Source organism: Flagellimonas sp. MMG031 (genome assembly GCF_040112705.1).
In the GTDB taxonomy this organism is placed as follows: Bacteria; Bacteroidota; Bacteroidia; order Flavobacteriales; family Flavobacteriaceae; genus Flagellimonas.
Genome location: NZ_CP157804.1, coordinates 1,241,315 through 1,256,471, shown reverse-complemented (window position 1 = coordinate 1,256,471; position 15,157 = coordinate 1,241,315). Strand labels below are relative to the sequence as shown.

Sequence of the window (15,157 nt, the reverse complement as noted above, 5' to 3'; positions counted from 1 at the left end):
TCTATATCTTAATGGTTGAGTTCTTCCTCATTTGCCTGCAGCGGTACGTTCTGTGGTACAAAATCCTGCCCTGCAATGATGTACTCCCCATTTTCGTAAGTTTTACTGTAATCGTATGCCCAACGGTACACGTGAGGAATTTCTCCTGGCCAGTTTCCGTGGATGTGCTCCTGAGGTGTTGTCCACTCCAACGTATTGGAACTCCAAGGGTTGACCGGACCACGCTTTCCGTAGAAAATACTGGAGATAAAGTTGTATACAAATACCAACTGTGCCAAACCTGCTATGATGGCAAATACGGTCATCAAGACCTGTACGTTGGTCAATTCATCGAACATTGGGAAGGCGGTGTTCTCATAGTAACGACGTGGCACCCCTGCCATGCCCACAAAGTGCATCGGGAAGAATACCCCGTAGGCACATACTGCGGTAATCCAGAAGTGTACATAACCCAAGTTCTTGTTCATCATTCGGCCTTGGAACATTTTGGGGAACCAGTGGTATACCCCGGCGAAAAGTCCATAAAGAGCCGATATACCCATTACCAAGTGGAAGTGAGCCACTACGAAGTAGGTATCGTGCACGTTGATGTCCAATGTACTATCCCCAAGGATAATCCCTGTAAGACCTCCTGTAATGAAGGTAGAAACCAAACCAATGGAAAACAACATCGCTGGGTTCAGCTGCAGGTTACCTTTCCAAAGGGTAGTGATATAGTTAAATGCTTTTACGGCTGATGGTATCGCGATCAATAGGGTTGTAAATGTAAATACCGAGCCCAAGAATGGGTTCATACCGGATACGAACATGTGGTGACCCCATACGATAGTGGACAAGAAAGCGATTGCGAGAATCGATGCTACCATCGCCCTGTATCCAAAAATCGGTTTTCTTGCGTTTGTTGACATTACCTCCGAGGTAATACCCAAGGCAGGCAACAATACAATATATACCTCTGGGTGACCCAAGAACCAGAACAAGTGCTCGTAAAGTACTGGGGATCCACCCTGATAGTGCAATACCTCTCCTTGGATAAAGATATCCGACAAAAAGAAGGAGGTTCCAAAACTTCTATCCATGATTAACAGCAATGCTGCAGACAACAATACTGGGAAAGAAATCACACCAATGATCGCAGTCACGAAAAATGCCCAAATTGTCAACGGCAAACGAGTCATGGACATTCCTTTGGTCCTAAGGTTGATTACCGTTACGATATAGTTCAAGGACCCCAACAAAGAGGATGCAATAAAGATGGCCATGGATACCAACCAAAGGGTCATACCCATACCTGAACCAGGTTGCGCCATTGGCAATGCACTCAATGGAGGATAAATAGTCCATCCGGCGGCAGCAGGTCCTGCTTCCACGAACAAGCTGCAAATCATAATCACAGACGAAATGAAAAACAACCAGTACGACACCATGTTCAAGAATCCGGATGCCATATCCCTGGCTCCGATCTGCAATGGAATCAATAGGTTACTGAACGTACCGCTCAAACCGGCCGTTAGCACAAAGAACACCATGAGCGTTCCATGGATGGTAACCAATGCCAAATAAATATCGGCATCCATTACGCCATCAGGTGCCCATTTGCCCAAAACTGCTTCAAAAATGGCGAAGGATTCCCCTGGCCATGCCAATTGCATTCGAAACAATAGGGACATTGCAATTCCGATGAACCCCATAATAAGACCTGTGATAAGATATTGCTTGGCAATCATCTTATGGTCCTGACTGAAAATATATTTCGTTATGAAGGTTTCCTTATGGTGATGTCCGTGATCATCGTGATGATCATGGTGACTTTCATGAGCTTCAGACATAATCCAATTAATTTTTCGTTATTTCTTTTTTTTTGTTTTTTACTCTACCGATGCGGTTTCCATTTCCTCAGCACTGGTTTCCGTTTCAGCAACCTCTGCCCCTTCAGTATCGTCCACCATTACGGTTTCCTTGAAGGTTTTTTGCTCGGCCAACCACTTGTTGTATTCTTCCTCTGTCTCTACAACAATCCTCATCTGCATGTTATAATGTGACTTTCCGCAAATCTTATTGCACAATAGTACATAATCGAACTCCCAAGGCTCGCTGTTGGGTTTGCCTTCAGCAGCCCATTCGGCCCTCAGGGCATTGGTCCTTTTTACCTTATCCACTACTTCAGGATTCAAACGCATTTCTTCCGTGGTCACGGTAGGCGTGAACGAAAATTGGGTGATCATCCCGGGAACACAGTTCATTTGAGCCCTAAAGTGTGGCATGTAAGCGGAGTGCAATACATCCTGCGACCTCATTTTAAAGTTTACTTTTCTTCCTACGGGCAAATGCAATTCCTTAACAATAATATCGTCCTCGGCGTTGGGATCGGACTCGTCCAATCCAAGAACATTGGCTCTGTTGATATCGATCAATCGAACATTGGCCTCTCCAAGAACATTGTCCTCCCCTCCGTATCTGGCGGTCCAGTTAAACTGTTGGGCATAGAGTTCGATGACCAATGGGTCGTCGTCCTCGTTGATATCCATAATATTGGTCCAGGTATACAGTCCCCAAAGAATCAAACCTGCCAAAACAATTACTGGAATAATGGTCCAGATGAACTCCAATCTATCGTTGTCTGCGAAAAAGAGCGCTTTTCTTCCCTTTTGTCCGCGGTATTTATAGCCGAAATAGTGCAATAGTGCCTGTGTAATGGTCTGCACAAAGAAAATGATGGCAAAGGACACCCACATCAACTGATCGTATTCCCCGCCATGTTCCGATGCAGCATCTGGCAAAAGCATCTTGGAATATTTGGCAAAACTGAAAATGGTGATTCCGTAGATGAATATCAAGAACGCAAACAACAGGTAACCATTGTTTTTGTTATCGGAATCGTTAGCTATCTCAGCGCGTTCTGTCTTAGTCTGCGACAATTCAAAAATCTTGGTCATTTGCCAAATGGCTATGGCAACCAGAACTAAAACAGTAAATGTTAATAATGCAGTCATCTTTATATCTATCTAAGACTTAAATCGTATTCTATTAATAATGAAAATGTCTACTCTCTTCAATAAATGGGTTTCGTTTGGGCTGCAATGGCGCCTTGGTCAAAGCGGTGAACACCCAGAAAACGAACAAACCACCAAAGAACAGGATACCACCAATCTCTGGAAGACCAATGAACCACTGGTCGCCTACCGTTGCAGGCATTACCATATTGAATATATCCAAATAGTGGCCAAAAAGTACCACGATACCCGTCATGATCACAAACCAGTTGACCCTTTTGTAGTCGCTGTTCATCAATACCAACAATGGGAACACAAAGTTCATCACCAACATTCCGAAGAAGGGCAATTTGTAGTCCTCAAAACGTGCGATGTAGTAGGTTACCTCTTCAGGGATATTGGCATACCAAATCAACATGAACTGTGAGAACCACAGATAGGTCCAGAAAATACTGATACCGAACATAAACTTGGCCAAATCGTGGATGTGGCTATCATTGACTTGCTCTAAATATCCTTTTGATTTCAGGTAAACGGTCACCATGGCAATCACGGTAATCCCGGATACGAACATGCTGGCAAATACATACCATCCGAAAAGGGTACTGAACCAGTGTGGATCCAAACTCATGATCCAATCCCATGACATCATGGATTCGGTCACCAAGTAGAATACCAAGAAACCGGCAGACCATCTAAAGTTTTTTACAAAGTTGCTATTGTCATCGGCTTCATCCTGTGCCAAGGACAGTTTTCTTGAATACTGACGGTAGAAAATCCATCCACCCAAGAAAATGGCGGCCCTGATCAAAAAGAAGGTCGGATTCAAATAACCAGCTTTGCCTTGCAGCAATTCATCGTGTGCCACAGTTTCGGCATCCATCCAAACAAACATATGGTTGAAATGCAATGCGGAAAGCAACAAGATTACAAATACAATTATTCCACCTGGAACCAAGTATGCGGTTATACCTTCCATGACACGGAACAACAATGGGGACCAACCCGCTTGTGCGGCACGTTGGATGGCATAAAATGCCAAAACGCCCAATGAAATCATAAAGAAAAAGAAGGCGGCTACGTAAAGTGCGGACCAAGGTCTATTCTGCAATTGGTACAACAAATGCTCATCGTGGGAAGCATCGTGGGCTTCGCCATGAGCGGCCTCACCATGTCCTTGCTCCTCGGCATGGCCAGCACCGGCTTCCTCTGCATGCCCTCCACCATGGCCATCATCGTGCACTGCTACCATGGCCTTGGCCTCTTCCACAGTTGATGGGGCAGACATAAAACCAATTACAAGGAATATAAATCCAAGCCCCATGGCTATGAAAGATCCTAGTCTAAGTTTGTTTGAAAAGGTATACATAGTTTCTTCTTATCCTATTATTTTGTTAGGTCTTCCTTTAACTTCATCACGTATTCGGATACTTGCCACATTTCTTCCTCATTGGCGAACTGCGAAGCATACGAGCCCATAGAGTTCAGACCATAGTAAATGGTGTGGTAAGTTGATCCTACAGTAATGTTTCTAGCTGCATCAGCGTAGCTGGGAACACCTAATATTTTTTCTCTTTTTACAAGGGTACCTTGTCCATCACCTTTTACGCCATGGCAAATTGCACAATAGATAGCATACAGTTCTGCTCCCCGAGCTAAATTTTCTTCTTGGTTAAGGGAATCCAACGGACTGGTATCCATCCTTGCGAGCTCCTTGCCTTCTGGAGTGTTTTCGAACTCATAGGGCATGTATCCTCTGGAAATGGTTCCTTCGGCAGGCAACAGGGCAGATGTTCCATCAGGAAACAATCCATTGTCCACACCTTGGTAGGTTTCATATCCTACGGGTTCGTACATGTTTGGCATGTATTGGTAGTTTGGGCTGTTCTTGTCCGCGCAAGATGCTGCAAACAAAACCAACACCAAAACAACACTTATTTTACCTAATTGCTTCATATTCTTAAGACTCCTTTTCTGTAACTTTTACTTCCACTGCTCCTGTTTCCCACAACAGGTCAGCAAGTTCCTTTTCATTATCCTGTACACCAATCTCCATCAAGAAATGGTCGTCGGTGGTACGCTTATCCGGGTTCTCTGCTTTTTTGAAGGGCCACATTTTACTTCTGAGGTAAAACGTGATCACCATCAAGTGGGCCGCAAAGAAGACCGTAAGCTCAAACATAATCGGAACAAAGGCAGGCATGTTCTCCAAGTAGCTAAAGCTTGGCTTACCACCAATGTCTTGGGGCCAATCCTCTATCATGATATAGTTCATCATAACTATGGCGACCGTCAATCCCAAACATCCGTAAAGGAAAGAGGTAATGGCGATTCGAGTGTCCTCCAACCCCATGGCCTTATCTAGACCGTGAACTGGAAAAGGAGTGTACACCTCTTCGATATGATGTCGCTCTGCCCTAACCTTTTTTACAGCATGCATCAACACATCGTCATCGTTGTAAAGTGCTTGTATAACTTTTGATGCCATAATTATTTTTTATCGTTTAACAACTTTGCCTGACCCGCCCAATCGTCGCGCTGTGCACGTCCTGGGAACCTTCCGGTGATGGAGTCCAACAAATCATACTCTTTTTCGGTCATTCTAGCGACCTGTGCATAGGTAAAAATACCTATCTCGTTCAAAGTGCGTTCCATCTCGGGGCCCACTCCTTTAATTTTCTTTAAATCGTCCGGGGTTTCGGTGGCCGCATCGAAGGTTCCAATAGAACTCAACAACTCAGACACACCAACCTTATCGCCAACGGTAGGTTTTGCTTCCCCCATCAGTACGTCATCCGTAACGGGTTCGTCGTAACTCACCACTCTATTCACGCCCTGTGGCATTTCGTACATTGGCTTACCGGCCTCCCTTAGTTTTTTGTATTTCTCTCCAGAAGCCTTCAAAATGGATTTTACCTCCGCTTGCGCGATGACCGGGAACGTTCTTGAATACAATAGGAACAATACGAAGAAGAATCCGATGGTTCCAATAAATATTCCGATATCCACAAAGGTTGGGGAGAACATGGTCCATGAAGATGGCAAGTAATCCCTGTGCAAAGAGGTTACGATAATTACGAAACGCTCAAACCACATTCCTATGTTCACTACAATGGAGATGAAGAATGAGAACATGATACTGGTCCTCAATTTTTTGAACCACATAAACTGTGGCGAGAACACATTACAGGTCATCATGGCCCAGTATGCCCAAGCGTATGGTCCTGTTGCCCTGTTCAAGAAGGCATATTGCTCGTACTCTACACCAGAATACCATGCGATAAACAGCTCGGTGATATAAGCACATCCAACAATAGAACCCGTAATCATGATTACGATGTTCATCAACTCGATATGCTGTACGGTAATGTAGGCTTCGAGGCTACATACCTTTCTCATGATGATCAAAAGGGTGTTTACCATGGCAAAACCAGAGAAAATCGCTCCCGCAACAAAGTAAGGCGGGAAGATGGTGGTGTGCCATCCTGGAATTACCGAGGTAGCAAAGTCAAACGATACAATGGTGTGTACGGAAAGTACCAAAGGCGTGGCCAAACCTGCCAATACCAAGGAAACTTCCTCAAAACGTTGCCAATCCTTTGCACGTCCTGTCCAACCGAAGCTCAACAGGCTGTATATTTTCTTTTGGAACGGTTTTACGGCCCTATCGCGGATCATGGCAAAATCTGGCAACAAACCTGTCCACCAGAACACCAAGGATACGGAAAGATAGGTTGAAATCGCGAACACGTCCCAAAGCAAGGGCGAGTTAAAGTTTACCCATAGTGAACCAAATTGGTTGGGAATGGGCAACACCCAATATGCCAACCATGGCCGTCCCATGTGAATGATCGGGAACAATCCGGCTTGAACAACGGAAAAAATGGTCATCGCCTCAGCGGAGCGGTTGATCGCCATTCTCCATTTTTGACGGAAGAGCAATAATACCGCTGAAATCAGGGTACCTGCGTGACCGATACCTACCCACCAAACGAAGTTGGTAATATCCCAGGCCCAGTTTACGGTTCGGTTAAGACCCCAAACCCCAATACCTGTAGAAATGGTATAAATGATACATCCTAGACCCCAGAGGAATGCCACCAAGGCAATGGAGAATACTATCCACCATTGCTTATTGGCCTTTCCCTCAACCGGACGGGCAATGTCCACTGTTACATCGTGGTATCCTTTGTCTCCGACCACTAAGGGCTTTCGAATAGGTGCTTCGTAATGCGACGCCATAATTTATCTTCTAGTTACTTCTTTTTTTATTGATTAAGCCTCGTTGGTGTTTCTCACTTTTACATGATAGAACACGTTCGGTTTGGTACCCACATGCTCCAACAGGTGGTACATTCTCTTGTCCTCTTTAAGTTCGGCCACTTTGCTATCGTGATCATTGATATCACCGAAGACCATGGCACCACTGTTACATGCTGCGGAACAAGCTGTTTGGAACTCTCCGTCCTTAATGACCCTGCCGTCCCTCTTGGCATCCAAGATGGTTTTCTGGGTCATTTGGATACACATGGAGCATTTTTCCATTACACCTCTAGAACGTACGTTAACATCTGGGTTAAGAACCATTTTACCCAAATCGTTGTTCATGTTAAAGTCGAACTCGTCATTGTTGTTGTACAAGAACCAGTTGAACCTACGAACTTTATATGGACAGTTGTTGGCACAATACCTTGTACCTACACAACGGTTGTAAGCCATATGATTTTGACCTTGTCTACTGTGTGATGTAGCAGCTACCGGACATACCGTTTCACAAGGGGCATGATTACAGTGCTGACACATTACAGGTTGGAAGGCCACTTGTGGGTTGGCAGATGGGTCTTCCATCTCCCTGAAACCTCCAAGAGATCCTTTGTCTCCCCAAAGACCGTCCATTTCCTCTTTCTTCTCGTTATCTCCCTCAAAGGTATCCTCAGAAGAATAGTAACGGTCAATACGCAACCAGTGCATATCCCTTGAACGACGGATTTCGGTTTTTCCGACCACTGGAACGTTGTTTTCTGCGTGACAAGCGATCACACAGGCACCACATCCCGTACAGGCGTTAAGGTCGATGGACAAATTAAAATGATGCCCTATACTTCTATCAAACTCTTCCCAAAGATCGGCATCCGGTGAGGTCACAGGAATTTCCTGATGGTTCAACGATACATGCGGCATTGGATTCCATTCCGCGCGGTCTTTGGTATTGAAAATTTCGAGTGTAGTTTCTTTGATGATGTCCCCTCTTCCCATTAAGGTCTTTTGGGACTGTACACAGGCAAACTCGTGAGTTCCGGAAGCTTTTTCAACGGAAACAGCTTGTACATCGGAGAAGTTTGAATACAATTTGTACGCATTTACTCCAGTCGCCATCTCCGCTTGCATACCAGCCTTTTTGCCGTATCCAAAGGATAGGCCAATAGTTCCGACAGCCTGACCTGGCTGAACGATTACGGGAACATTTTCCAGCACCTTACCATCAACAGTCAAGTTGGCATAGCTACCATTAAGTCCACCATCGGCAACAATAGTGTTTTCCAGTCCCCAAGATTCAGCATCCGCTTTGGACACGGTCACGTAGTTGTCCCAAGATACCCTTGAAATCGGATCAGGGAACTCTTGCAACCATGGGTTGTTGGCCTGACGACCATCACCCATCCCAACTTTGGAGTACAGCACCAATTCGGTACCGGGACTTGTGGAGTTCACCAAAGCACGGATAGCAGAGGCAATCGGAACGATTTCCGGTTGCACCTCTTCGCTTTCTACATTAGCAGCAGGCTCGGCGGCAGCGGCAGCGTCCATCATCATTGGCGCTTCGTACACCCCATCCTGCAATGCCTTGTTCCAAGAACCACCTTGCAACACATCGGTTGCCCAAGTTTCCTTAAGGTATTCGTAATATGTTTTTTCAACGCCCATCCATGTCAAAAGTGCAGTTTGAAACTGTTTTGTATCAAACAACTCACGGATAGCCGGTTGCATTAAACTATAATGCCCTTTCTTAAACTGTGTATCGCCCCAAGACTCCAAATAGTGCGAAGCCGCAGCGACATAAGTCGACGCTTGGGCAGTCTCATCGTTGGTATAGGCAAAATCAACGGACAAATCAACTTTTTCAAGTCCGGCCAAGAACTCTTCTGCATTGGGCAAGGTATAAGCTGGATTCACTCCATCCATAATCAAAGCACCTACGCGCCCTGCATTCATATCCGCCACCAATTTGTTGACTTTGGCAGCATCTCCTTGGCGTACGTATTTTGGCTTTTCAGGGTCAAAAGCTTCGCTGGCCAACAATTTGTTGATAGCCAACACTACCGTTTGGGCGTTTTCGTCGTTAAGACCACTCACCACAACCGCTTTTCTACCGGCTTTCTTGATTTCGGCAGCGACTTTATCAACGGCCTCGTCTACATCGGAAGTTCCTCCGCCCACATTGCTACCGTTCAATTTGCCGTATAATTTGGCCAGTGCAATTTTCTGTTGGGTCGGGGTCATCGGATATCGCTTGTCGGCATTGGCGCCGGTCAAGGACATGTTCGACTCCATTTGGATGTGGCGGGACATTTTCCCATTCTTTGGCACACGCCCTTTAGCGTATCCTGAATCATAACCCCCACCTTGCCAATCTCCCAAGAAATCAGCTCCGAAGGAAACGATCAAATCAGCTTTCTCAAAATCGTAATCAGCCAAGGCTCTTTCGCCATAGGCTTTCTGATATGCATTGAGTGCGGCATCTTCGGAAATGGCGTCGTAAACCACATGGTTCACGTTATCTCCGTAGGCAGCTTTAAATTCAGCAATCAATTTTGTGGTGGAAGGACTTGCATAGGTCTGCGTCAACAGCACTACTTGCTGGCCGCTACCTTTTAAGACATTCAACTTGGCTTTTACCGTAGCGTCTAACACATTCCAATCCACAGGCTCGCCATTGGCCATCGGCCCTTGAACCCTCTTGCTATCATACAAGGTCAATACGGAAGCTTGCACCCTTGCGTTGGCTCCACCATTGACTTTGGCATCGGTATTGTTCTCGATTTTGATAGGTCTTCCTTCCCTTGTCTTTACCAGAATACTGGCAAAATCGAAACCATCCGCGATGGTAGTGGCGTAGTAGTTAGCCACCCCAGGGATAATACTATCGGGCTGAACAACGTAAGGAATAGACTTATTGACAGGCCCTTCACAAGCGGCAACCGTAGCTGCTGCGGTACTGAAACCTACATATTTTAAGAAATCCCTACGGGAAGTGTTCGAGGCAGACAAGGTTTCCTTGTCACCCAAAAAATCATCAACGGGAATCTCTTCAGTAAACTCGTTGTTTCTTAGCGCCTCAACAATGGAATCGTTCGGATTCAACTCCGCTTCACTTTTCCAATATTTTTTGTTTGATGCCATACGATATATCTGAGATTATCTTCTTTTAATTAATAGTGACATTTTCCACATTCCAAACCACCCATCATAGCAGCGGTAAGTTCCTCCACACCATATTTTTTGGACAATTCTTCGTGAATTGCTTCATAATACTCGTTGCCCTCTACCTTAACATTAGTTTCACGGTGACAGTTGATACACCATCCCATGGTCAATGGCGCATGCTGATACATGATCTCCATCTCCTCTACGGAACCATGACATGTTTGACACTCAATACCTGCCACAGACACGTGCTGGGAGTGGTTGAAATATGCAAAGTCAGGCAAGTTGTGAATTCTCACCCATTCCACTGGTTGGGTCTCGCCAGTATAGCTTTGGTTTTCCTCATCCCATCCAACGGCCTTGTACAACTTTTTGATTTCACCAGTGTAGAACTCATTGGTGTAGCCATTGGCCAAATCTTCTGCAGATGGACCTTCTGGGTTTCCAGTGTATTCGTAAATGGATTTGTGACAGTTCATACAAACATTAAGGGAGGGTATTCCTGAGTGTTTGGACACCCTAGCGGATGAGTGACAGTATTTACACTCAATTTTATTGTCACCAGCATGGATTTTGTGGGAATAGTGTATCGGCTGCACAGGGGCATAACCTTGATCTACACCTACCTGCATCATCCAACCGTATGCGAAATAAGCACTTGCCAACAATAGGAAAACAACGCTGACCAAAACCAAAAACTGGTTTTGAACAAATGCCTTCCACAGCGGCAATCGCTTTTCTTTTTCTTTTTCAAGCATTACACCATTGGCTTCCGCAATTCTGCGCAGGGTCTTGTTCACCAAGATCAACATGACCACCAAAAGACCGAAAACCAGGGCCAAGGCACCAAGAATCATCTCGTTGGAGATTCCTGAAGCGGAACCGCCTGTTCCCTCACCTCCTGCAGGAGTTGCCGCAGCTGTTTGGGCAGGAGCCGGTGGCGGAGCAGCGGTATAGGCCAAAATATTGTCGATATCCTCATTGGACAAGGTAGGGAATGCAGTCATTGCCGCTTGGTTGTACTCCGCGTAAATTTTGTTCGCGTAAGCATCGCCAGAAGCAATCATACCAGCACTGTTCTTGATCCAAGAATAGAGCCATTCCTTATCCAAACCTTCTTCCTCTGCCAATCGGGTCTCAACATTGGCCAAAGCGGGACCGGTCATTTTTCTATCCAAAGCGTGGCACGCAGCACAGTTCTGGTTAAAGAGCTGTTTCCCTTTTACGGGATCCCCACCAGTAGCTTCAGCTGCTTGTTCGGTAGCTGGTTCGGCAGAAGCCTCAGCTTCTTCCTGTGCGTAAAACGATGATGAAAATAATAGGAGCGATAAGCCTAAAACCTTAGAAAATAAATGACGGTATAAAACCTTTTTCATATTCGTGAAATTTCTATCGAAATCTTTGGCATGATTGTTTCTATTGAGTTTGAGCGCAATAGCATTTTACCCTGCCAAGAATGAGCACAAAAGTAAGACATAAAGGTATTTTTTGAAATCTTAAGGTATTCATAACTCATAATTTATAAAGATTCTAAATAACTGAAGTTCGACTTGTTTAATCTTTAATCATCTACATTTGCAACAAGCATTCATCATACAATACAAAAACCACATGAAAACTGCTGTATTTACTGTTATTTTACTAGGTCTGGCATCCCAGGTTTTGGCACAGGACGGACAAGTGACCATTCAACAAGACCCTAAAATAAACGAGCTGGTTAAGCTATACACCAAGGCGAACGCAAACACGGGATTTTATCAAATTCAGGTGGGTTTCGGCAATTATCAAAAGGCCCAGGACCTATTGAACCAAGTAGAGGTGGATTTCCCGGATTGGTACTCCAAAATAGAGTTTGAATCACCTACCTACAGAGTAAGGCTGGGAAGGTTTAAAACCAAACTGGAAGCAGAGCGAAAATACTTGGAGGTCCGAAAAAAATATCCGGATGCCATGCTCTTAAAACCCGAGGAAAGGGCAACCAAATCATAAATAAATCCCGCTAAAAGCGGGATTTTTTTTACTAGAGTTATAATCGTTACAGCTTTTTCTTCACTGCTACTTCTTGGAAGGCTTCTACAATATCGCCCTCCCTTATATCATTATAATTTTTGATCTGCAATCCACAGTCATATCCTTTGGATACTTCCTTCACATCGTCCTTAAATCGTTTCAAGGATGCCAACTCTCCGGTGTAGATGACCACTCCATCCCGAATCAAACGGATACGTGAGTTCCTAAAGATTTTACCACTGGTGACCATACAACCTGCAATGGTTCCAACCTTGGAAATCTTGAAGGTTTCCCTGATCTCCGCATTTCCCGTGATTTCTTCCTTCATTTCTGGGGACAACATTCCTTCCATCGCATCCTTCAAATCGTTGATGGCATCGTAGATGATGGAATACGTCCTGATATCGATTTCTTCCTTATCGGCGATGGATCGGGCATTGCCCATAGGCCTTACGTTAAACCCAATAATAATCGCATCGGAGGCACTGGCCAACAATACATCGGATTCGGTAATGGCTCCTACGCCTTTATGGATGATGTTTACTTGGATTTCGTCAGTTGACAATTTTTGGAATGAATCGGTCAACGCCTCCACAGAACCATCCACATCACCCTTAAGGATAATGTTCAGCTCTTGGAAGTCGCCCAAAGCGATCCTACGTCCAATCTCATCCAACGTAATGTGACGCTGTGTACGTACAGACTGCTCACGCTGCAACTGCGAACGTTTGGCTGCAATCTGCTTGGCTTCACGCTCATCTTCGAGCACGTGGAACCTATCACCAGCTTGTGGCGCCCCATCCAATCCCAAGATTGAGATTGGGGTAGACGGTCCTGCACTCTGAACGCTTTTACCTCGTTCATCCTGCATGGCCTTTACCTTACCACTGCAAGTCCCTGCCAACACATAATCTCCGATATTCAAGGTACCTGCCTGCACCAAAATGGTGGCAACATACCCTCTACCCTTGTCCAAGAAAGCTTCCACTACGGTTCCTGTGGCCAATCGTTTTGGATTGGCTTGCAATTCCAACAATTCGGCCTCCAAGAGCACTTTTTCCAAAAGCTCCTTAACGCCCTGGCCTGTTTTGGCAGAAATATCGTGTGACTGTACTTTACCGCCCCAGTCTTCTACCAACAAGTTCATCCCAGCAAGTCCTTCCTTGATTTTATCAGGGTTGGCCGTTGGCTTATCCACTTTGTTGATAGCAAACACAATAGGCACTCCAGCTGCCTGAGCGTGGCTGATGGCCTCTTTGGTCTGCGGCATAATATCATCGTCCGCAGCGATTACAATGATCGCAATATCGGTAACCTGTGCACCACGGGCCCTCATCGCAGTAAACGCTTCGTGACCGGGTGTATCCAAGAAAGTTATCTTTTGTCCGTCTTCCAACGAAACCCCATAGGCACCAATGTGCTGGGTAATTCCTCCACTTTCCCCGGCGATTACATTTTCCTGTCGGATATAATCCAAAAGAGATGTCTTACCATGGTCCACGTGCCCCATCACAGTAACGATAGGTGCACGAGGCTTCAAGTCTTCCGGACTGTCTTGGACCTCTTCAATGGTCTCCTCTATTTCAGCCGTTACAAATTCAACTTCGTAACCAAACTCATCGGCAACAATGGAAAGGGTCTCCGCATCCAAGCGTTGGTTCATCGTCACCATAATGCCCAAGGACATACAGGCAGAAATGATCTGGGTTGTGGAAACGTTCATCATGGTGGCAAGTTCGTTCACGGTAACAAATTCGGTTACCTTAAGAATCTTGCTCTCCAATTCTTGTTGCTCAAGATCTTTTTCCGTTTGCTGACGGTGTTGATCTCGTTTTTCCCTACGGTATTTGGCACCACGGCCCTTACTGGATTTCCCTTGAAGTTTTTCAAGGGTTTCCCGTACTTGTTTTTGTACTTCTTCTTCGGTAGGCTCCACTTTTGGTGCAGAAGAACGTTGTCCTTTCCTTCCTGCTGGCCCCCTGGTATTTCGCCCACCACCAGCTTGTGGACCGTTTTTAACTATCCGCTTCCTGCGCTTTTTGCGCTCACCACTATCGGAAGCCCCTCCTTTTCCTGAGGTTTTTTCCTCTGCCTTCTTCTTTTTGGGCTTATTGAATTGGGATAGGTCGATCTTATCCCCGGTGATTTTGGGTCCGGAAAGTTTTTGGTAATTCGTTTTTATGGTGTCTGATGGAGCCTCTTCAGCACTTTCGGTAGCCTCTTCAACCTTGGGTTCTTCTGCCTTGGTCGCTGGTTTTTCTTCCTTCACCTCTTTCGCCGGAGTTTCCTCAACCGCTTTTTCGGGCTCCGCTTTTGGAGCTTCTTCCTTAGGCTCTTCTGCTTTGGGCTTTTCTGGCTTTTTGTCCAGGTCGATTTTGCCTACGGTCTTTGGTCCGGAAAGCTCTGCTTTGGCCTTCACCACTTGCTGTTCGGCCTCCTTTTTCTCTTTGGCCAGCCTGCGCTCCTCCTGCTCTTTCTCCATTCGGATGCGGATAGCCTCCTTTTCCTTGCGCTTTTCCTCGCCAACTTCCTTGGAAGCGACCTTTTTGCTCTTATCTGTTTGAAACTCATCCAACAGAACCTGATACACTTCATTGGATATCTTAGTGGTAGGCCTAGCCTCTACCTCATGCCCCTCCGAGGCCAGGTAGTCGACCGCCCTATCCAGTGAAATGTTCAATTCTCTGAGAACTTTATTAAGTCGTATTGTTGGATTATCTGCCATAAAT

The 15,157-nt window shown here is 45.5% G+C and carries 10 protein-coding genes; 1 reads left to right on the top strand and 9 read right to left on the bottom strand.

Annotated elements, in window-relative coordinates:
- Positions 1 to 8: 8 nt before the first annotated feature.
- The 8 genes from ABNE31_RS05590 to ABNE31_RS05555 are packed head-to-tail and all read right to left on the bottom strand — an operon-like array spanning position 9 to position 11,794.
- Positions 9 to 1,829 (bottom strand): cbb3-type cytochrome c oxidase subunit I, encoded by a 1,821-nt coding sequence (locus ABNE31_RS05590; protein ID WP_179383680.1) that lies wholly within the window; start codon positions 1,827 to 1,829, stop codon positions 9 to 11.
- Between the two features lie 39 nt (positions 1,830 to 1,868).
- On the bottom strand, positions 1,869 to 2,993 hold the full coding sequence (locus ABNE31_RS05585) for a cytochrome c oxidase subunit II (RefSeq protein ID WP_349352675.1): 1,125 nt from the start codon (positions 2,991 to 2,993) through the stop codon (positions 1,869 to 1,871).
- A 34-nt stretch (positions 2,994 to 3,027) separates the two neighbouring features.
- Positions 3,028 to 4,362: a quinol:cytochrome C oxidoreductase gene (locus ABNE31_RS05580; RefSeq protein WP_349352674.1), complete on the bottom strand. Its 1,335-nt coding sequence runs from the start codon at positions 4,360 to 4,362 to the stop codon at positions 3,028 to 3,030.
- Positions 4,363 to 4,379: 17 nt separating this feature from the next.
- Positions 4,380 to 4,949, bottom strand: a complete 570-nt coding sequence (locus ABNE31_RS05575; RefSeq protein ID WP_179383677.1) for a cytochrome c — start codon at positions 4,947 to 4,949, stop codon at positions 4,380 to 4,382.
- Positions 4,950 to 4,953: 4 nt separating this feature from the next.
- Positions 4,954 to 5,481: a DUF3341 domain-containing protein gene (locus tag ABNE31_RS05570; RefSeq protein WP_349352673.1), complete on the bottom strand. Its 528-nt coding sequence runs from the start codon at positions 5,479 to 5,481 to the stop codon at positions 4,954 to 4,956.
- Positions 5,482 to 5,483: 2 nt separating this feature from the next.
- Positions 5,484 to 7,235, bottom strand: coding sequence for an NrfD/PsrC family molybdoenzyme membrane anchor subunit (nrfD, locus tag ABNE31_RS05565; protein WP_349352672.1), 1,752 nt, complete (start codon positions 7,233 to 7,235; stop codon positions 5,484 to 5,486).
- Between the two features lie 33 nt (positions 7,236 to 7,268).
- Positions 7,269 to 10,394: a TAT-variant-translocated molybdopterin oxidoreductase gene (locus ABNE31_RS05560; protein ID WP_349352671.1), complete on the bottom strand. Its 3,126-nt coding sequence runs from the start codon at positions 10,392 to 10,394 to the stop codon at positions 7,269 to 7,271.
- A 29-nt stretch (positions 10,395 to 10,423) separates the two neighbouring features.
- Entirely contained in the window at positions 10,424 to 11,794 is a 1,371-nt protein-coding gene (locus ABNE31_RS05555) for a c-type cytochrome (RefSeq protein ID WP_349352670.1), read from the bottom strand.
- A 235-nt stretch (positions 11,795 to 12,029) separates the two neighbouring features.
- Between ABNE31_RS05555 and ABNE31_RS05550 the strand changes: the two genes are divergently transcribed.
- Positions 12,030 to 12,407 (top strand): SPOR domain-containing protein, encoded by a 378-nt coding sequence (locus ABNE31_RS05550; RefSeq protein ID WP_179383672.1) that lies wholly within the window; start codon positions 12,030 to 12,032, stop codon positions 12,405 to 12,407.
- 46 nt (positions 12,408 to 12,453) lie between these two features.
- Here ABNE31_RS05550 and infB read toward each other — a convergent pair whose 3' ends face one another.
- Positions 12,454 to 15,153 (bottom strand): translation initiation factor IF-2, encoded by a 2,700-nt coding sequence (gene infB / locus ABNE31_RS05545; RefSeq protein WP_349352669.1) that lies wholly within the window; start codon positions 15,151 to 15,153, stop codon positions 12,454 to 12,456.
- Positions 15,154 to 15,157 lie beyond the last annotated feature (4 nt).